The 18,359-nt window shown below is 61.3% G+C and carries 16 protein-coding genes; 10 read left to right on the top strand and 6 right to left on the bottom strand.

From position 1 onward, the window contains the following. The first annotated feature begins 70 nt into the window (after window positions 1–70). The gene (locus MUM_RS0106765) at window positions 71–1,294 is read left to right on the top strand and encodes an N-acetylmuramoyl-L-alanine amidase (protein WP_010168395.1); all 1,224 of its coding nucleotides are present in this window, start codon (window positions 71–73) and stop codon (window positions 1,292–1,294) included. On the opposite strand, the gene MUM_RS0106760 is transcribed toward MUM_RS0106765, so the two are convergent. After that, window positions 1,291–1,659: a hypothetical protein gene (locus MUM_RS0106760; protein ID WP_010168393.1), complete on the bottom strand. Its 369-nt coding sequence runs from the start codon at window positions 1,657–1,659 to the stop codon at window positions 1,291–1,293. The genes MUM_RS0106765 and MUM_RS0106760 overlap by 4 nt on opposite strands. Window positions 1,660–1,786: 127 nt before the next feature. Between MUM_RS0106760 and dksA the strand changes: the two genes are divergently transcribed. Genes dksA through MUM_RS0106740 form a run of 4 tightly spaced genes read left to right on the top strand, consistent with a single transcriptional unit; the run spans window position 1,787 to window position 5,076 of the window. After that, complete coding sequence (gene dksA, locus MUM_RS0106755; RefSeq protein WP_010168390.1) at window positions 1,787–2,191, top strand: RNA polymerase-binding protein DksA; 405 nt, start codon at window positions 1,787–1,789, stop codon at window positions 2,189–2,191. Window positions 2,192–2,218: 27 nt separating this feature from the next. Further along, on the top strand, window positions 2,219–3,424 hold the full coding sequence (gene zigA / locus MUM_RS0106750) for a zinc metallochaperone GTPase ZigA (protein ID WP_010168388.1): 1,206 nt from the start codon (window positions 2,219–2,221) through the stop codon (window positions 3,422–3,424). Next, window positions 3,424–4,068: a DUF1826 domain-containing protein gene (locus MUM_RS0106745; RefSeq protein ID WP_010168386.1), complete on the top strand. Its 645-nt coding sequence runs from the start codon at window positions 3,424–3,426 to the stop codon at window positions 4,066–4,068. The genes zigA and MUM_RS0106745 overlap by 1 nt, the downstream gene beginning before the upstream one ends. Window positions 4,069–4,113: 45 nt before the next feature. Further along, entirely contained in the window at window positions 4,114–5,076 is a 963-nt protein-coding gene (locus MUM_RS0106740) for a CobW family GTP-binding protein (RefSeq protein ID WP_010168384.1), read from the top strand. On the opposite strand, the gene MUM_RS0106735 is transcribed toward MUM_RS0106740, so the two are convergent. Further along, entirely contained in the window at window positions 5,070–5,468 is a 399-nt protein-coding gene (locus MUM_RS0106735) for a DUF3301 domain-containing protein (RefSeq protein ID WP_010168378.1), read from the bottom strand. The two genes, MUM_RS0106740 and MUM_RS0106735, sit on opposite strands and share 7 nt — an antisense overlap. Before the next feature lie 117 nt (window positions 5,469–5,585). Here MUM_RS0106735 and pdxY point away from each other — a divergent pair, with 117 nt between their 5' ends. Both pdxY and MUM_RS0106725 read left to right on the top strand, forming a co-directional pair. Continuing rightward, a complete protein-coding gene (gene pdxY / locus MUM_RS0106730) occupies window positions 5,586–6,458 on the top strand; it encodes a pyridoxal kinase PdxY (protein ID WP_010168377.1) in 873 nt (290 codons plus the stop codon). Between the two features lie 80 nt (window positions 6,459–6,538). Next, a complete protein-coding gene (locus tag MUM_RS0106725) occupies window positions 6,539–7,582 on the top strand; it encodes a hypothetical protein (protein WP_010168376.1) in 1,044 nt (347 codons plus the stop codon). Between the two features lie 36 nt (window positions 7,583–7,618). On the opposite strand, the gene MUM_RS0106720 is transcribed toward MUM_RS0106725, so the two are convergent. Continuing rightward, window positions 7,619–8,104 (bottom strand): acyl-CoA thioesterase, encoded by a 486-nt coding sequence (locus MUM_RS0106720; protein WP_003213461.1) that lies wholly within the window; start codon window positions 8,102–8,104, stop codon window positions 7,619–7,621. A gap of 295 nt (window positions 8,105–8,399) precedes the next feature. Here MUM_RS0106720 and MUM_RS0106715 point away from each other — a divergent pair, with 295 nt between their 5' ends. After that, window positions 8,400–10,163 carry a cation:proton antiporter gene (locus tag MUM_RS0106715; protein ID WP_010168375.1) on the top strand — a complete coding sequence of 588 codons (1,764 nt, stop codon included), beginning with the start codon at window positions 8,400–8,402 and terminating at the stop codon, window positions 10,161–10,163. Between the two features lie 68 nt (window positions 10,164–10,231). Here MUM_RS0106715 and MUM_RS0106710 read toward each other — a convergent pair whose 3' ends face one another. The 3 genes from MUM_RS0106710 to uvrD all read right to left on the bottom strand — a co-directional run bounded on the left by MUM_RS0106710 (window position 10,232) and on the right by uvrD (window position 14,023). Further along, on the bottom strand, window positions 10,232–10,639 hold the full coding sequence (locus MUM_RS0106710) for an SMI1/KNR4 family protein (RefSeq protein ID WP_003213456.1): 408 nt from the start codon (window positions 10,637–10,639) through the stop codon (window positions 10,232–10,234). 136 nt (window positions 10,640–10,775) lie between these two features. Beyond that, complete coding sequence (locus tag MUM_RS0106705) at window positions 10,776–11,648, bottom strand: Tim44 domain-containing protein (RefSeq protein WP_010168374.1); 873 nt, start codon at window positions 11,646–11,648, stop codon at window positions 10,776–10,778. 191 nt (window positions 11,649–11,839) lie between these two features. After that, window positions 11,840–14,023 carry a DNA helicase II gene (gene uvrD / locus MUM_RS0106700; RefSeq protein ID WP_010168373.1) on the bottom strand — a complete coding sequence of 728 codons (2,184 nt, stop codon included), beginning with the start codon at window positions 14,021–14,023 and terminating at the stop codon, window positions 11,840–11,842. Between the two features lie 279 nt (window positions 14,024–14,302). Here uvrD and MUM_RS0106695 point away from each other — a divergent pair, with 279 nt between their 5' ends. Continuing rightward, window positions 14,303–17,176 carry a GGDEF domain-containing phosphodiesterase gene (locus MUM_RS0106695; RefSeq protein WP_010168372.1) on the top strand — a complete coding sequence of 958 codons (2,874 nt, stop codon included), beginning with the start codon at window positions 14,303–14,305 and terminating at the stop codon, window positions 17,174–17,176. Between the two features lie 162 nt (window positions 17,177–17,338). After that, window positions 17,339–18,205 carry a transcriptional regulator HexR gene (gene hexR, locus MUM_RS0106690; RefSeq protein ID WP_010168370.1) on the top strand — a complete coding sequence of 289 codons (867 nt, stop codon included), beginning with the start codon at window positions 17,339–17,341 and terminating at the stop codon, window positions 18,203–18,205. The last annotated feature ends 154 nt before the right edge of the window (window positions 18,206–18,359 follow it).

The following is an 18,359-nucleotide window of genomic DNA, read 5'->3' as shown; positions in this document are numbered from 1 at the left end:
AAAGTTTTTCTGCTCTGTCTTTTATTCAGTCATGTCGAGTACGGAAGCTCCTTTATTTGCGGTGTAAGTCATGCACAGACGTCAACTCCTCAACCTGCTGCTGGCCAGTGCGGTGTTTACCTTGCCCTTGGGCGTGTCTGCCGCGCAGATCCGCAATGCACGGCTGTGGCGTTCGGATAACAAGCTGCGGCTGGTGCTGGACCTCAGCGGCCCGGTGCAATACAAGACCTTTACCCTGACCGCGCCGGAGCGGTTGATCATTGATTTGAGCGGCGCGAAGCTGACCGGGGATTTCAGCCAACTGGCCCTGACCAACAGCGGCATTACCTCGATTCGCTCGGGGCACTTTGGCCAGGGTGATACGCGGATCGTGCTGGATCTGAAGGCGCCGATGCAGCTCAACAGCTTTCTGCTGCCGCCGCAGGATGGCCAGGGCCACCGCCTGGTGCTGGACCTGACCAGTGCCACTCACGCACCTCAGCAAATCGCGGCAGCGCCGGCGGCCTTGGCTGCACCCTTGGCGGCACCCGTGGACAAGGCGCATCCGAAACGCGACATCATCGTGGTGGTCGACCCCGGCCATGGTGGCAAGGACCCGGGCGCTATCGGCTCGAAGGGCCAGCGCGAAAAAGACGTGGTGCTGTCCATCGCCCAACTGCTAGCCAAGCGTCTGAAGCGCGAGAAGGGCTTTGATGTGAAGCTGGTGCGCAACGACGACTTCTTCGTGCCGCTGCGTAAACGCGTGGACATCGCCCGCCAGCACAAGGCCGACATGTTTATCTCGGTGCACGCCGATGCAGCGCCACGGCTGACGGCGTCCGGCGCTTCTGTCTATGCGTTGTCGGAAGGTGGCGCGACGTCCGCCACCGCGCGGTTCATGGCGCAGCGGGAAAACGGCGCCGACCTGTTGGGCGCCACCACCTTGCTCAATCTCAAGGACAAGGATCCGATGCTGGCCGGGGTGATTCTCGACATGTCGATGAACGCCACCATCGCCTCCAGCCTGCAACTGGGCAGCTCGGTGCTGGGCAGCCTGCAAAGCATCACCACGCTGCATCAAAAGCGCGTGGAACAGGCCGGTTTTGCGGTGCTCAAGTCGCCTGACGTGCCGTCGATCCTGGTGGAAACCGGGTTTATCTCCAACACCCAGGACGCCCAGCGGCTGGTCACCGCACGCCATCAACAGGCGGTGGCAGACGGTTTATTTGAAGGGCTGAAAAACTACTTCCAGAAGAACCCGCCGATGAACAGCTACATGGCCTGGGTTCAGGAACAGAAGAATGGCCAGGTCTAACAGCCGGTAATCCGGCTACAGGTGAACTTGGCGCTGGCGCCACCCGAACTGGAAAACCGGTTGAGGGTGGTCCAGCCCACTCGCCGCGTGTAGCCCACCCACGCTTCACCATCGGACGCCAACCCGGTAAAGAACGTCAGTTGCCCGTAGCGGCTGCTGGTCTGTGCCCAATAGCGTTTGCCGATCACCTCAAAACCCCGCAAATACGTAGTGCTGCCTGCCGTCGCGACGCTGTAGGCGTTGCCCTGCGCGTCGACGCACGCCAGCAGGTTGGCGCTGCGGGTGCAGTTGGCCAGCAGGCTGGGTCCTTGGGCGTTAGCCTGGCCCGCCACGATCAGCAACACAGCGCACAACAGGTATTTCATAGAGGCTCTCGGGGCGTTAGTCGGCTGCAAGCATTGCGCCCTTCGTCAGTGCGGGCAAGGGGGATTGGCTTATTTGCACTGTTATACTATAACATTAAAAAACAGCCTGACCCGTGAACCCTCTCCGATGACCGAACAAGACCTTCTCGCCCAACCGTCCGCGGATTACATGAATGACGCCCAGCAAGGGTTCTTCCGCGAGCTGTTGCTGGCCCAGCGCACTGAGCTGCAAACGCGCATCGACGCTGAATTCATGGTACTGCGCGAACAGGAACCCAACAGCGACCCCGCCGATGTCGGCAGTGCTGAAGAACAGCGCCAATGGCAACTGCGCCTGTTGGAGCGCGAAAAGAAGCTGTTGGACAAGATCGACGAAGCCCTGGAGCACCTGGCCCGCGGCGAATACGGCTGGTGCCGCGAAACCGGCGAGCCCATCGGCCTCAAGCGCCTGTTGCTGCGCCCCACGGCCACCCTGTGTATCGAAGCCAAAGAACGTGAAGAGCTGCGCGAACGCCATCAACGGGCGATTTGACCGGCCAACCCTGATGAGGAACACCTGATGCCCAATCGTCTCCCCGTTACTGTGCTGTCCGGATTTCTCGGCGCCGGTAAAAGCACGCTGCTCAACTACGTCCTGCGCAACCGCGAAAACCTGCGGGTGGCGGTGATCGTCAACGACATGAGTGAAATCAACATCGACGGCAGTGAGGTCCAGCGCGACGTCACCCTCAATCGCTCAGAAGAAAAACTGGTAGAGATGAGCAACGGCTGCATCTGCTGCACCTTGCGCGAAGACTTGCTGGAAGAGGTCGGAAAGCTCGCCAAGGAAGGTCGGTTTGATTACCTGTTGATCGAATCCACCGGCATCTCCGAACCGCTGCCGGTGGCCGAAACCTTTACCTTCCGTGATGAGGAAGGCCAGAGCCTGGCAGACATCGCCCGGCTCGACACCATGGTCACCGTGGTCGACGGCATGAACTTCCTGCTCGACTACCAGGCTGCCGAAAGCCTGGCGTCCCGGGGCGAAACCCTGGGCGAGGAAGACGAGCGCTCGATCACCGACCTGCTGATCGAGCAGATCGAATTTGCCGACGTGATTTTGATCAGCAAGATCGACCTGATCAGCAGCAGCGAGCGCCAGGAGTTGATGGCGATCCTCGAACGCCTGAATGCCCAGGCGGAAATCATCCCGATGGTCATGGGCGAAGTGCCGCTGGCGAAGATCCTCAATACCGGTCGTTTCGACTTCGAGCGCGCTTCCCAGGCGCCGGGCTGGTTGCAGGAACTGCGGGGCGAGCATGTGCCGGAAACCGAAGAGTACGGCATCGCCTCCACCGCCTATCGTGCCCGCCGCCCGTTCCATCCACAGCGGTTTTTCGACTTTATCGATCGGCCCTGGGTGAATGGAAAACTGCTGCGCTCCAAGGGCTTTTTCTGGCTGGCCAGTAAACACCAGGACGCCGGTAGCTGGTCCCAGGCCGGCGGCCTGATGCGCCATGGTTTTGCCGGGCGCTGGTGGCGTTTCGTGCCGAAAACCCAGTGGCCACAGGACGAGGAAGGTATCGCCGCGATCATGAAAAACTGGCAATTGAGCACTGGCGATTGCCGCCAGGAACTGGTGTTTATCGGGCAGAACATCGACTTCGCGCAGATGAGCGCCGAGCTCGACGCCTGCCTGCTGACCGACGATGAAATGGCCACGGGTGTCGAAGGCTGGCGCTTGTTGGCTGATCCCTTTGGCCCTTGGTTCGACGAGGCAGCCTGATGCTGGCACCGACCCTGAAACTGCGCCCGGTGATTCGCCAGATCCACGGCGAAACCCCGGCCGTGCTCACGGATATCCTTGAGGACGGCGTAAACCTTGCCGTGTGGCAGCGCCAGTTGCCTCTGCATATCGCCGAGTTTGGCGCGTTGCTGGTGGCGCTCAACGAGCCGCTGGCCGAGTCGCTGGTGGTTGAGCTGAACACTGAAGACGCCGCGCCCAACTTGCAGGACTTCGCAGCAGGCTGCCGAGACCTTGAAGGCTACGAAGGCTTTATTGCCGATGTGTCGTGGCTGATCAGCGCCTTTGCCTGTTTGCTGGGTGCCAAGCGCATCGGCGTGCGTTTGCGGTTGTTGGACAAGGCCATGTGCCCGCGTTTTCACGTGGACCACGTACCGGTGCGGCTGATCACCACCTACGCCGGCATCGGCAGCCAGTGGTTGCGCGAAGGCGTGATGGAGCGGCGGCACCTGAGCCAGGCGAGTGCGGAGCCGCAAGAGCGCATTGAGCAAATCCACTGTGGTGAAGTGGCCTTGCTCAAAGGCGAAAAATGGCACGGCAACGAAGGTTTTGGCCTGATCCATCGCTCGCCGCCGCTGCCAGCGGATGAGCGACGGTTGATTCTGACGCTGGATTGGTTGGCGTAACCGGGTAGGATCAAACCTCTCTACACGGTCTGAATGATGCCCGCCATGCTGCAGAACATACCCACCCACGTGATTGCCGGGCCCTTGGGCGCCGGCAAGACCAGCCTGATCAAGCATCTGCTGGCCCAGCGTCCGGCCAACGAGCGTTGGGCAGTGTTGATCAATGAATTCGGGCAGATTGGCCTGGATGCCGCGTTGCTGACACGTGATGACGACGGTATTGCCCTTGGTGAAGTGGCGGGTGGCTGCCTGTGCTGCGTCAACGGGGCGCCTTTCCAGGTAGGGCTGGGCCGTTTGTTGCGTAAGGCCCAGCCCGACCGGCTGTTTATCGAGCCGTCCGGGTTGGGGCATCCGGCGCAGTTGCTCAAGCAACTGCGGGAAGCGCCCTGGCAGCAGGTGCTGGCGGTGCAGCCCTGCGTTCTGGTGCTCGACGCCCAGGCGTTGGCGGCGGGTAAGCCCCTGCCTGAGGCCCAGCGTGAAGCCTTGGCCAGTGCCGGGCTACTGGTATTAAACAAGAATGAAACCCTGAGTGACGCGCAGCGCTTGGCGGTTCAAGGGCAATTGCCTGACCGGCCGATTTATTGGACGCAGCAGGCGCAGTTGCCCCTGGCGCAATTACCGGGGTTGAACGCACAAGCCGCAGCGGCTGTGGATAACTTCGAGGTGCCCAAGGGTGTGGGGCAAATGCCGGCAATCTGGACGGACCCTGCATTGCCGATCTGCCTCAGCCAAGGTCAGGAAGGTGGCTGGAGCATTGGCTGGCGCTGGCATCCTGGCCAACAATTCGACCGACGGCGCCTTCAAAACTGGCTGGCGTCGTTGGCCTGGCGCCGGGCGAAGCTGGTTATCCACAGCCTGGAGGGCTGGGTGTCGGCCAACGCTGTGGATAACGCCCCGTTAGCCTGGCAACCCAGCGAGTGGCGCCGGGATTCGCGTATCGAATTGATCTTCAGTGAAGCGCAGGATGTTGCGCAATTGCAGGACGCGTTAGCCGCTTGCCGTCAGTGACGGGTCTTGCTGTTGCCGTGCTCCTGGCGCCACTGGCTGAGCTCGATGATCTCGGCGCTGGGCAGCGGCGTCTTGATCTCGAACGGGTAGGGCGCCAGCTCGATTTGCGCGCTGTGGGCGCCGAATTGGGTGATGGTCCCCGGGTGCCGCGCTTCGCCGGTCACGGTGAATTCGAAGTTGTAGATTCGCGCCAGGCGCCGCCGACCGCTGGCATCCTTCACAAAACCGATGCGCTTCAATGCCACAGCGCCATCGAGCAGCTCGATGTCGAGCTTGGCGCAGTGCTGCTTGACCCGTTCCAGCGCCCGCTCGCGCAGGCCGTGGTTGTGCCACAGCCAGGCAGCACCGGTCGCCAGCAGCATCAGCACGAAGATATTTCCGAGGGTCAGCATTCGATGAACTCCAACAAAGTATGGCCAGCTTAACTGCGTCTCCGGTCTGTCGTACAGGCCGCGTTTAGTCGCATACTGCGCAGCCAGAATTTCAACGGCTTTACGGAAATCCCCTGCATGAAACGTACGCCCCATCTGCTTGCGATCCAGTCTCATGTGGTCTTTGGCCACGCCGGAAACAGCGCCGCCGTGTTCCCCATGCAACGGGTCGGGGTGAACGTGTGGCCGCTCAATACCGTGCAGTTCTCCAACCACACTCAGTATGGTCAGTGGGCGGGAGAAGTGTTGGCGCCGCAGCAAATTCCTGCGCTGGTGGAAGGCATTGCGGCGATTGGCGAGCTGGGCAACTGTGATGCGGTGCTGTCAGGTTACCTGGGCAGCGCGGCCCAGGGCCGGGCGATTCTTACCGGCGTGGCGCGGATCAAGGCGATCAACCCCAAGGCCCTGTACCTGTGCGACCCGGTGATGGGCCATCCGGAAAAAGGCTGCATCGTGCCCCAGGAGGTCAGCGACTTTCTGCTGGACGAAGCGGCAGCCATGGCCGACTTCCTGTGCCCCAACCAGCTGGAGCTGGACAGCTTTGCCGGGCGCAAGCCGCAGTCGCTGTTCGATTGCCTGGGCATGGCCCGTGCTTTGTTGGCCCGTGGGCCGAAAGCGGTGCTGGTCAAACACCTGGATTACCCCGGCAAACTGCCGGACGGCTTCGAGATGTTGCTGGTGACGGCCGAAGGCAGCTGGCACCTGCGCCGGCCACTGCTGGCGTTCCCGCGCCAGCCAGTGGGCGTGGGTGACCTGACGTCGGGCCTGTTCCTGGCGCGGGTGTTGTTGGGCGAAAGCCTGGTGGCGGCCTTTGAGTTCACGGCCGCGGCGGTGCACGAAGTGCTGTTGGAAACCCAGGCGTGCGCCAGCTATGAGTTGGAACTGGTGCGCGCTCAGGACCGGATTGCCCATCCGCGGGTACGCTTTGAGGCAACGCCCATAGGGCTGTAGGCAAATTCCTGATTGAGCAAGGCAAAGGGCGTCCGGTAGTATCGGCCGTCTTTTTGCCCCCGCGTTCATCAAGGAAGATCATGTCGCTATCCCTGCTTCATTCGCCACGGGCATTGGCTGCCCTGGCCCTGGCATCTCTGCTCAGCGGATGCAGTATCCACGGTGCCTACACGGATGCCAGCGCGCCCGACGCGGCGAAGCTGCGGTTCATCTCCAACACGTCGAACACCACCCTCGATATCTACGACGCACAACACTGCACGGGCCAGAACACGGGCATGCTCAACAACTTCCTGGTGGTGGACACCAAGCGCCGAGCCGACATGCTCGTGCCGCCGCCGGCCAAGGCCCGGGGCATGCTGGAGGTCAAGCTGGCACCCGGCAAGGAAACCATGTTGGCGATCAACACCAACGGTGGCTCCTACATCTGCGGCAAGACGTTCAGCTTCACGCCCAAGGCGGGCGAGGAATATGAAGTGACTTTTGATATGGAGCGCGGCCGTTGCAGCACGTTGTTCCAGCGTCTGAGCCGATTTGGCGGTAAAGATGTGCGTATCCCGCAGCCGGTGTTTGATACGGGTTTCCCGGTTTGCCAGGGTCAAAGTCCGATATTTGCCAAGCCGTTGCCCGACACGGCGCAGCGCACGGTGCTGATTGACCGCATCCTCGCGGAAAACGCCCGGGCGATCACAACGCTGGACCCGCCCAAGGCTGATAGTCCGACGTTTTCACCGGAAAAAATCGACGAACTGATCGCCAAGCGCAAGGCATTGATGGGCACGCTCACCCTGCCGGACGATTACTGGGCTCAGTACCGGCAGAACCTGAAGCAGTTTAGTGACGAAGCTTCCGGCCGCCAGGCGCGGGCGCTGGGCATGTATACCGATGTGTACCGCCTGCGCCTGCGCAGCACTGATGACGGCATGTTGCAGCAGTGGCTGCAGCCGACGGACGACGCTGTACGCCAGCGGATTACGGCGAGCGACGAGTACATGCTTCGGTACTACATGAACACCAGCAAAAGCGTGGCGCTGGACACCATCAACCACCACATGGAGCGCATGGCCCAGTTGGACCAGCGCTTTGATGTGTGTACGCGCTTTAACGATTGCTGGCACTGGTAGGAGAGAGCTTGCTCCTACAAAAAAAGCGGCGGGCTCTTACGGCCCGTCTGCCTTGATTTCCTGATAGCGCTTCTCCAGCTCCTGGCGAATCTGCCGGCGCTGTTGAGCCTGCACAAACCGGCGCTTGTCTTCACTGTTCTGCGGTTGCAGCGGCGGCACGGCGGCCGGTTTGCGCTGGTCGTCCACCGCAACCATGGTGAAGAAGCAGCTATTGGTATGGCGCACCGAGCGCTCGCGGATGTTCTCGGTGACCACCTTGATCCCCACTTCCATCGACGTGTTGCCGGTGTAGTTGACCGAGGCCAAAAAGGTCACCAGCTCACCGACATGGATCGGCTCGCGAAAAATCACCTGGTCCACCGACAAAGTCACCACATAGCGGCCGGCGTAACGGCTGGCGCAGGCGTAGGCCACTTCGTCGAGGTACTTGAGCAGCGTGCCGCCGTGCACATTGCCAGAGAAGTTGGCCATGTCAGGGGTCATCAATACTGTCATCGACAGCTGGGCGTTTCCGGGTTCCATAGCACACTCACGGGTTGTAGGCATTGGGTGGGGAGGCACCTCTGCGGGTGCTGGAATCTTTGCAGAGCCATTCATAACGGGACGCTGGGGCCCGGCTTGCCGTCACGCCAGGGGCGATCTGTTTCCATATATTGCACCGGCTTTCTGTCGCAAGTCGCGGTGTTACCCTTCAAAAGCCCACCTCAAGGGCAATTCTTACGATCAAGGCAGACTTTTCTTTCCGTTCATTGCGACCTTTCGGGGCAAATGCGTGGAAATGGGAAAAGCGCCAGTACCCCTCAAGGAGCCCCTCGCCATGCACGCCATCAGCTTTATCCAGGACCTGGCCGTGATCATGCTGGTGGCCGGGGTGGTGACGATCCTGTTTCATCGGCTCAAGCAGCCGGTGGTGTTGGGGTATATCGTCGCCGGCTTCATCATCGGCCCGCACACCCCGCCGTTTGGTTTGATCCACGACGAAGACACCATCAAGACTCTGGCCGAACTGGGGGTGATCTTCCTGATGTTCTGCCTGGGCCTGGAGTTCAGCCTGCGCAAGTTGTTCAAGGTTGGCGCCACCGCATTTATCGCGGCGTTCCTCGAAATCATCCTGATGATCTGGATCGGCTATGAAATTGGCCGCTGGTTCGACTGGAACACCATGGACTCACTGTTCCTCGGCGCGATCCTGGCGATTTCCTCGACCACCATCATCGTCAAGGCGCTCAACGACCTGAAGATGAAAAACCAGCGCTTTGCCCAGCTGATTTTCGGGGTGCTGATCGTCGAAGACATCCTCGGCATCGGGATCATCGCCTTGCTGTCGAGCATCGCCGTCAGCGGCACGGTCAGCTCCGGCGAGGTGTTTTCCACCGTCGGCAAGCTCTCGCTGTTCATGATTGTCGCGCTGGTCATCGGGATTTTGCTGGTGCCACGCCTGCTGGAGTACGTGGCCAGGTTCGAAAGCAACGAGATGCTGCTGATCACCGTGCTGGGCCTGTGTTTCGGCTTCTGCCTGCTGGTGGTCAAGCTGGAATACAGCATGGTGCTGGGGGCATTCCTGATCGGCGCGATCATGGCCGAGTCCCGGCAGTTGCTGAAGATTGAGCGCCTGATCGAACCGGTTCGTGACATGTTCAGTGCGATCTTCTTTGTCGCCATCGGCCTGATGATCGACCCGCAAATCCTCCTGCAATACGCCTGGCCCATTGCGGTGATTACCGTGGCCGTGGTGCTGGGCAAGATGTTGTCTTGCGGCCTTGGGGCGTTTATTGCGGGTAACGATGGCCGCACTTCATTGCGGGTGGGGATGGGCCTGTCACAGATTGGCGAATTTTCATTCATCATCGCCGCGCTGGGGATGACGTTGCAGGTCACCAGTGACTTCCTGTATCCGGTGGCGGTGGCTGTTTCAGCGATTACCACGTTGCTCACGCCGTATCTGATTCGTGGTGCCGACCCGCTGTCGCTGAAGATCGCCGCGGTGATGCCCAAGCGTTTGAGCCGGGTGTTCGGGATGTATGGCGAGTGGCTGCGCAGTATTCAACCCCAGGGCGAGGGCGCGATGCTGGCGTCGATGATCCGCAAGATCATTTTGCAGGTGGGTGTGAACCTGGCGCTGGTGGTGGCGATCTTCTTTGCCGGCAGTTTTTTCGCGGCGCGCATTGGCAGTTATCTGGAAGGCTGGGTCAGCGACCCGAGCTGGCAGAAGGCGTTGATCTGGGGTGGGGCGTTGCTGCTGTCGCTGCCGTTTTTGATTGCGGCGTACCGAAAGCTCAAGGCGCTGTCGATGTTGCTGGCAGAGATGAGCGTGAAGCCGGAAATGGCCGGGCGCCACACGCAGCGTGTACGACGGGTGATCGCCGAAGTGATCCCGATTCTGTCGCTGCTGGTGATTTTCCTGCTATTGGCAGCCTTGTCGGCCAGTATCCTGCCGACCAACAAGTTGCTGGTGCTGATCGCGGTGGTGACGGCCGCGGTGGCCGCCGTGCTCTGGCGTTGGTTCATCCGCGTGCATACGCGGATGCAGGTCGCCTTGCTGGAGACCCTGGATAACCACAAGGATACGCCGGAGCACTGAGTGGCCTGAGGCTGGGGGCTGCTTCGCAGCCCGGCGCGAGCAAGCTCGCTCGCCACAGGTAACCGGTCTCAGCTTTCCAGCCAGACGTCCCGCGCCCAGTGCCACACCGATTCCCAGGTTTCTTCGGTGACGAGTTCTTCTTCGCCGGACCACAGCACCACAGTGCCGTCTTCTTCGACGCAGTAGTAGTCGTCGCCGTCCTGGCAGATCGGGATCATGCTGCGGTCAACACCGGCGTCCCAGGCGTTGGCGGCAACGTCCGGCAGGTAGGTGTGGGACTGTGGGTCGGTGACAGTCACCGGCTCCAGGCTGCCGTAGACCACATCGCTGACGGTCAGCAAAAATTCACGGAAGACGAACGGGATATCGATGAACAGTTGTTCCTCGATTTCCACCAGTTGGTCTTCGTCAGGCAGCTCCAGAGGAACCGGTACCGGTTCGTTGGCTTCACGCAATTGTTCGATAACTTCTTCCACGGCCGGGATCCTCTTGCTAGATGGCGCGGTTTATAGGGGCGTTTTATACAGTAGCTCGCTATAAGTGCAACCGTGAAATAGAAAACCCCGGACAAGTCCGGGGTTTTTGTTACTGCTTACTCAAAGCGAGCAGGGATCAGCCGTTCTGGCGGATACCGGCGACCAGCCAAGGCTGGTTTTCGCCTTGCGGGCGTTCCATGTTCCAGCTTTCGCTGAACACTTCGCCCTGGTCGAAACGCGAAGTCTTCGACACGCCGCTGAAGGTCAGGGTGGCGATGGTCTTGTCGGCGCGGTCGTCCACACCTTCAAGCTGCACTTTCAGGTCTTCGATGTAGGTCGACTGGAAGCCGTCGCCCAGGTCGGCACGTTCGCGCTTGAGGAACTCCAGCAATTGCGGGGTCACGAACTCGGCGATCTTGTCCATTTCGTTGGCGTCCCAGTGTTGCTGCAGGGCCTGGAAGTGGCCACGTGCGGCTTCGACGAAACGCTCTTCGTTGAACCAGGCTGGCGCATTGATCACCGGACGAGCAGCGGCAGGTGCAGCCGAACCACCAAACATCGAGTTCAGTGCTGGCTTTTGCTCGAACACTTCACGCTGCATCGGCGCGCCGGCTGGAGCCAGGTGCTCCTGTTGCTTGCGGCGACGGGCGGCGATAAAGCGGAAGATCAGGAAGGCGATGACCGCCATGATCAGGATGTCGAAGATCTGCATGCCCTGGAAGCCGCCGCCCATGAACATGGAGGCGAGCAGGCCGCCGGCCGCGATACCGGCCAGAGGGCCCAACCAGCGCGAAGCACCGCCAGCCTTGGCAGCAGCGCCTGCGGCACCGGCAGCACCAGCGGTCGCAGCTGCGCCGCCCATGCCGCCCCCGGATGGGGCCATTTGGCTGGTCTGGTGGCTCGGCGCCGAACCCATGGATTTGCCGCCACCGAAGCGCTTGGCGTTGGCGTCGAGGCTCATCGTCAGGCCGATGCACAACGCCATGGCGATGCTAAGAAAACGTTTCATAAAGGGAATTCCCATTTGTGGATTGCACGCGCGCCATGTTGCACAGGTGTGATGGCAGTGGCTAGCGGCATAGTGTTTCGGGCTTTTGCGTAGGGCCAACACCGAATCGTCTGTAGGACTTATTACAGATATTGGCCCCACCCCTGCCAAATACAAGGGGTGGCCAACATCCTTCATGTTCTACAGTTGTTTCAGATTGCTTCGAGCTTGGCGTAACCCATCATCAGCCACTTGCTGCCTTCGGCGAAGTTCACCTGCACCCGGGCCTGGGCGCCGGCGCCTTCGAAGTTGAGGATCACGCCCTCGCCGAAGATCGCATGCTTGACCTGCTGGCCAAGGCTGAACGGTGTTTCGGGGATCTCCGAGCCGGCAAACATGCTGCTGGAGTTCTGCTGCTGGCCGCCGCCGAACGGTCGGCTGACGCTGTTGGACAGGCGCACTTCCTGGATCAGCCCCTTTGGCACCTCACGTACGAAGCGCGACACCTTGTTGTAGGTCTCGCTGCCGTACAGGCGTCGGGTTTCGGCGTAGGTCATCACCAGGTTCTGCATGGCCCGGGTGATGCCCACATAGGCCAGGCGGCGTTCCTCTTCCAGGCGGCCCGGTTCTTCCAGGCTCATCTTGTGGGGGAACAGGCCTTCTTCCATGCCCACCAGGAACACGTACGGGAATTCCAGGCCCTTGGCGCTGTGCAAGGTCATCAGCTGGATGCTGTCTTCATGCTCGTCAGCCTGGGTGTCGCCGGCTTCCAGCGAAGCGTGGCCGAGGAATGCCGCCAATGGCGTCAGGTCTTCGTCTTCTTCGGTGTTTTCGAACGCGCGCGCGGCGCTGACCAGTTCCTCAAGGTTTTCTACCCGGGCCTGGCCTTTCTCGCCTTTTTCCGCTTCGTGGTACGCGATCAAGCCGGACTGCTCGATCACGGTCTGGGTCATCAGGTGCAGGGGCATTTCCATGCACTTGGCGGCCAGGTTTTCGATCAGCTCGACAAACACGCTCAGGGCGCCGGCTGCGCGGCCGGTCAGGCCCTTGTTGGCGATCAGCAGGCGCATCGCTTCCCACATCGACACATCGCTGTGGCGGGCGTGGTCACGAATCGCTTCGACGGTCTTCTCGCCGATGCCACGGGCCGGGATGTTGATCACCCGCTCCAGCGCCGCATCGTTGCCACGGCCTTCCAGCAAGCGCAGGTAGGCCATGGCGTTTTTGATTTCGGCGCGTTCGAAGAAGCGCTGGCCGCCATAGATGCGGTACGGAATGCGTTCGCGCAGCAAGGCTTCTTCCAGCACCCGCGATTGGGCGTTGGAGCGATAAAGAATCGCAATGTCGCTGCGGGCCAGGCCGGTTTTCAGGGCGCTTTCGATGGTTTCCACCACGTAGCGCGCTTCATCATGTTCGTTGAAGGCCGCGTACAGGTTGATCGCTTCGCCTTCGCCGCCGTCGGTCCATAGCTCTTTGCCCAGGCGTCCGGTGTTGTTGGCGATCAAGGCGTTGGCGGCCTTGAGGATCCCGGCGGTGGAGCGGTAGTTCTGCTCCAGGCGGATAGTCTCGGCGTCCGGGAAGTCGTCGCTGTACTGGTAAATGTTCTCGATTTTCGCGCCGCGCCAGCCGTAGATCGACTGGTCGTCATCGCCGACCACCATCAGGCTGTCGCCGCCTTTTGCCAGCAGGCGCAACCAGGCGTACTGCACGGCGTTGGTGTCCTGGAATTCGTCCACCAGGATGTGCCGGAAGCGTTTCTGGTAGTGCGCCAGCAAGCCCGGGTTGTCGCGCCACAGGTCGAGGGCACGCAGTAGCAACTCGGAGAAGTCGATGACGCCAGCGCGCTGGCAGGCCACTTCATAGGCTTCATAAATGCTGCGCATGGTGGCCAGGAACAGGTCGCCGCTGGCCTGGATATGTTGCGGGCGCAGGCCTTCATCTTTCTGGCCATTGATAAACCACTGGGCCTGACGCACCGGCCAGCGTTGTTCATCCAGGCCCAGCTCGCGGATCACCCGCTTGACCAGGCGTTGCTGGTCGTCGCTGTCCAGAATCTGGAAGGTTTGGCTCAACCCGGCTTCCCGCCAATGGGCCCGCAACAGGCGGTGCGCCAGGCCGTGGAAGGTGCCCACCCACATGCCGGCCGGGCTGATGCCCATCAACTGCTCGATGCGATGACGCATCTCGGCAGCGGCCTTGTTGGTGAAGGTCACCGACAGGATGGAGTGAGGTGAGGCGTTCTCGACCTGGATCAACCAGGCGATACGGTGCACCAGCACTCGGGTTTTACCGGAGCCAGCACCGGCCAGGACCAACTGACGGCCAACGGGGGCGGCTACGGCCTGGCGTTGGGCATCGTTGAGGGAGTTCAGCAAAAGGGAGAGATCATCGCGCATCGGCGCATTCTAGGGTGCCCGGGGGAGTCGGGCAAATCCCAATGCCGGATGGTCGATGTAAAACCCGACAGGCTATGCCTGGCAGGCAAACAATCTGCCCCCGGTGATGACCGGTCGGTCATTGGCCACAGCCCGCGTCCTGTCTCACTCGAGCCGTCTGGTCCCAAGGTTTGCGGCTGATTATTGCGATATTTTAATGACGTGGAGCAGTTTGGCCCGGGCGCTGGCTTGTGTATGCTCCGTGCACGTTTCGGGCTCACCATTATAAGAACACTGCCTATGACCCTTAGCATTGACCTGGCTGGCCCCTCGGTGGCGCCGGCGCAGGTTATCCGCAAACACTACGCCATGGAGATGGCGGTCGAGCGCACGCGCCTGCTTTACCAGGGCTCACTGCTGCCTACCTTATTAATGCTGGTGAACGGACTGGTCTGCGCCTGGTTGCTCTGGAGCCCGCAGCGCTACCTGCTGGACAGCATTTGGCTGGTGTGGCTGCTGGCGCTGGTGGCCCTGCGGGTGATTCAAGTGGCGGCGTTTGATTCCGCGATGCCGAGCCGCCAGGTGCAGCCGATCTGGCGTCGCATGTTCATGCTGGGGTCTGCGGTCAGTGGCCTGACATTGGCCAGCGCCGCCATCGCCCTGGTGCCGGTGGACAGCTTTGCGCAGCAGGCCTGGGTGTTCGGCCTGCTGGGGGCGGCGACTTTATCCGCCAGCGTCGCCTATGCGGTCAGCCTGCCGGCGTTCCTGTCGTTTGCCGTGCCCTGTCTGGTGCCGGCGATTATCTATCTGTTCTGGAGCGGCGACCCGCAGCAGCAGGGTTGGGGCTTTTTGGGCCTGATTTTGCTGGCGTCCCTGAGCCTGGTGGCGTGGCAGGTCAATCGCCTGATTCAGCGCGGGCTGTTGCGGCGTTTCCAGAACCAGGCGTTGATCGAACATTTGCAGCAGTCTCAACAGCGCAGCGAGCAGCTCAATCAGGAACTGGTGCGCGAAGTGGAGCAGCGGCGCCAGGTCGAGCAGGAACTGCGCGAGGCCCAGATCGGCCTGCAACACCGCGTCGATCAGCGCAGCCAGGAGCTGGACGCCGCCAGCCTGGCCCTGAGCAAAAGCGAAGCGCGCCTGGCGATGGCGTTGCAGGCCAGCGAACTGGGCCTGTGGGACTGGAACCTGCAAACCGACGAGGTCCACCACACCCAACTCAAAGAGCTGTTCGGCCTGGAGCCGGAATACGTTACGGCGATGCTCAGCCACCTCAAGCCGCGGTTGCACCCCGACGATTTACCGCTGCTCAAGCGCGCGCTGGTGGAGCACCTTAAAGGCCGCAGCGACGATTACCTTGTTGAATACCGGGTGCGCCATGGCGATGGCCACTGGGTTTGGATTCAGGACCGTGGCCGCGCGGTGGAGCGTTCCCCCAGCGGGCGTGTGACGCGGATGCTTGGCACCCGTCGTGACATCAGCGCCGGCAAGGCCGTGGAGGAACAGCAGCGCCTGGCGTCGACGGTGTTTGAGGCCGCCAGCGAAGGCATTGTGATCCTGGACCCGGACTACGTGCTGATCGCAGTCAACCAGGCGTTCAGCCGCGTCACCGGCTTCGACATTGACGACATGATCGGCCGCAATGTTGTCGAGCTGCCCAGCAGCCGGGACGCACGCCGCCACTTCCCGGTGATCCGCCAGGCGTTGCTCAGCCACGGCACCTGGCAGGGCGAATTGGTGGAAACCCGCAAGAACGGCGAACTCTACCCACAGTGGCTGCAATTGAACGTGGTGCGCGATATTCGGGGAAACGTCAGTCATATCGTGGGCTTCTTCGCCGATTTGTCTGCACGGCGCGAATCCGAAGAGCGCATGCGCTACCTCACGCACTATGACGAATTGACCGGGCTGGCCAACCGTTCGCTGTTCCGCGAGCGGCTGCGCGAAGCCCATCAGCGGGTGCGCCAGGGCGGCCGCAGCCTGGCCCTGCTGCACATCAACCTCGACCGCTTCAAGCTGCTCAACGACAGCCTCGGCCATGAAGTGGCCGACCAGTTATTGCAGAAAATGGCCCGTCGCTTGATCAATGCCTTGCCCGAAGCCGACACCATTGCGCGCCTTTCAGGCGATGAATTCGCGGTGCTGTTCGACGCCTACGGCAACCTGTCGAGCCTGGCCCGGGTGGCCACGCGGTTGCTGGCCAAGTTGCGGGTGCCGGTGACGGTGGAAGGGCACGAGCTGGTGGTCAGCGCCTCAATGGGCGTCAGCCTGTTGCCCGATAATGCGCGGGAAATCTCCGCGCTGGTCAGCCAGTCGAACATGGCCATGCAGCACGCCAAACACCTGGGCGGCAATAATTTCCAGTTCTACACCGACAGCCTGCAAGCCAGCACCCTGGAGCGTTTGCAGTTGGAGAACCATCTGCGCAAGGCGATTGATGAGCGCCAACTCGCGGTGTTCTACCAACCCAAATTGTGCCTGGCCAGCGGCAAGCTGAACGCGGCCGAGGCGCTGATCCGCTGGGAGCATCCGCAGTGGGGCATGGTGCCGCCCGGGGACTTTATCGGGCTGGCCGAAGAAACCGGCTTGATTGTGCCGCTGGGGGAGTTTGTGTTGCGCCAGGCCTGCTGGCAGGCCTGTGAGTGGCAGCGTCAGGGGCTGGAGCCGATTCGTGTGTCGGTCAACTTGTCGGTGCACCAATTGCGCCAGGGCAAGCTGGTCAGCCTGGTGCGCCAGGTGCTGGAAGAAACGGGGCTGGATCCGCAATACCTGGAGCTGGAGCTGACCGAAAGCCAATTGCTCGACAGCGTGGAGCACATCATCTCGACCTTCCAGCAGCTGCGCGACCTGGGCGTGAAGCTGGCCATTGACGATTTCGGCACCGGCTATTCGTCCCTCAGCTACCTCAAGCGCATCCCCGTGGACTACGTGAAGATCGACCAGACCTTCATCCGGGGCCTCGGCCAAGGGCGCGAAGATGCCTCGATCACCCGTGCAATCATCGCCATGGCCCACGGGTTGTCGCTCAAGGTGGTGGCCGAAGGCGTGGAAGATCAGCAGCAGCTGGATTTCCTGCGGGCCGAACAATGCGACGAGGTGCAGGGCTATTTGATCAGCCGGCCGATGGAAGCGGACGGCCTGGCGGATTTGTTACGAAAAAATGCCAATTTTCTGTAGTTGAGCCCAAGCCGCACGCGGGGCTACATCGGGCCTGCCCGCTGAATCAGTGGGCAACAGCGCGATTAAGTGATGCATCGAACGGGCAAATCGGCAATTCTTGTAGTATAACTACAAGCTTGCTACATCCCCTGGCTCCGCCAATAACAAGAGTCCTGCCCTTTGAACCTGTTGCAACATATCGCCCAGTCGCGCCACCTGTTACGCAAATCGGAACTCAAGGTTGCCGATCACGTGCTGCTTGACCCTGCGGCTGTGATGCACAGTTCCATGGCAGACCTGGCCCACAGCGTGGGCATCAGCGAGCCGACCATCGTGCGCTTCTGCCGCGCCATCGGTTGTTCCGGGTTCCAGGACTTGAAGCTCAAGCTGGCCCAGAGCCTGGCCGCCGGTGCGAGCTTTGGCCAGTTTGCGATTCACGAAGACGATTCCGTCGCCGACTACAGCCTGAAAATTTTCGACACCACCCTGCACACCCTAATGGAAGTGCGGGAAAAGCTCGACCCGGTGGAGCTGCAAAAAGCCGTGACCGCCATGTCCCAGGCCCAGCGCGTGGAGTTCTACGGTTTCGGCGCGTCCGGTGCCGTGGCGGCGGATGCCCAGCACAAGTTCTTCCGTTTGCTGCTGACCGCAGCGGCCTACAGCGACCCGCACATGCAGGCGATGTCGGCGGTGACGTTGAAGCCTACCGACGTGGCGATCTGCATTTCCCAGTCCGGCCGCTCCAAAGACCTGCTGATCACCGCCAACCTGGTGCGTGAAAGCGGCGCGACCCTGATTACCCTGTGCCCGAGCCAGACGCCGTTGGCGGAGCTGTCGACCGTCAACCTGGCGATCGATGTGCACGAAGACACCGAAATCTACACCCCGCTGACGTCACGTATCGCCCACCTGGTGGTGATCGACGTGCTGGCGATGGGCGTGGCCATGGCGCGCGGCCCGAGCCTGGTCAACCACCTCAAGAGCGTGAAGCGCAGCTTGCGCAGCCTTCGGTTGTCGCCCAAATCCGTCAAAGCCCTCGACGACTGACTCAAGGGCATACTCGGTCAAAATGTGGGAGCTGGCTTGCCTGCGATAGCGATCTGTCAGTTGCCATCTTCATTGGCTGAGGCACGGTTATCGCAGGCAAGCCAGCTCCTACAGTTGATTGTGTTTGAGCCTCAGAAGATTCATCGTCCTGTCA

It is taken from the genome of Pseudomonas sp. PAMC 25886 (assembly GCF_000242655.1).
In the GTDB taxonomy this organism is placed as follows: domain Bacteria; phylum Pseudomonadota; class Gammaproteobacteria; order Pseudomonadales; family Pseudomonadaceae; genus Aquipseudomonas.
The sequence above is the reverse complement of the archived record's forward strand: the minus strand, read 5'-3'. Positions and strand labels throughout refer to the sequence as shown.

What these genes read in the sequence shown, in the direction of transcription:
- MUM_RS0106765 (WP_010168395.1), top strand. Translation starts at nt 71, where the DNA reads ATGCACAGACGTCAACTCCTCAACCTGCTGCTGGCCAGTGCGGTGTTT.
- MUM_RS0106760 (WP_010168393.1), bottom strand. Translation starts at nt 1,659, where the DNA reads ATGAAATACCTGTTGTGCGCTGTGTTGCTGATCGTGGCGGGCCAGGCT.
- dksA (WP_010168390.1), top strand. Translation starts at nt 1,787, where the DNA reads ATGACCGAACAAGACCTTCTCGCCCAACCGTCCGCGGATTACATGAAT.
- zigA (WP_010168388.1), top strand. Translation starts at nt 2,219, where the DNA reads ATGCCCAATCGTCTCCCCGTTACTGTGCTGTCCGGATTTCTCGGCGCC.
- MUM_RS0106745 (WP_010168386.1), top strand. Translation starts at nt 3,424, where the DNA reads ATGCTGGCACCGACCCTGAAACTGCGCCCGGTGATTCGCCAGATCCAC.
- MUM_RS0106740 (WP_010168384.1), top strand. Translation starts at nt 4,114, where the DNA reads ATGCTGCAGAACATACCCACCCACGTGATTGCCGGGCCCTTGGGCGCC.
- MUM_RS0106735 (WP_010168378.1), bottom strand. Translation starts at nt 5,468, where the DNA reads ATGCTGACCCTCGGAAATATCTTCGTGCTGATGCTGCTGGCGACCGGT.
- pdxY (WP_010168377.1), top strand. Translation starts at nt 5,586, where the DNA reads ATGAAACGTACGCCCCATCTGCTTGCGATCCAGTCTCATGTGGTCTTT.
- MUM_RS0106725 (WP_010168376.1), top strand. Translation starts at nt 6,539, where the DNA reads ATGTCGCTATCCCTGCTTCATTCGCCACGGGCATTGGCTGCCCTGGCC.
- MUM_RS0106720 (WP_003213461.1), bottom strand. Translation starts at nt 8,104, where the DNA reads ATGGAACCCGGAAACGCCCAGCTGTCGATGACAGTATTGATGACCCCT.
- MUM_RS0106715 (WP_010168375.1), top strand. Translation starts at nt 8,400, where the DNA reads ATGCACGCCATCAGCTTTATCCAGGACCTGGCCGTGATCATGCTGGTG.
- MUM_RS0106705 (WP_010168374.1), bottom strand. Translation starts at nt 11,648, where the DNA reads ATGAAACGTTTTCTTAGCATCGCCATGGCGTTGTGCATCGGCCTGACG.
- uvrD (WP_010168373.1), bottom strand. Translation starts at nt 14,023, where the DNA reads ATGCGCGATGATCTCTCCCTTTTGCTGAACTCCCTCAACGATGCCCAA.
- MUM_RS0106695 (WP_010168372.1), top strand. Translation starts at nt 14,303, where the DNA reads ATGACCCTTAGCATTGACCTGGCTGGCCCCTCGGTGGCGCCGGCGCAG.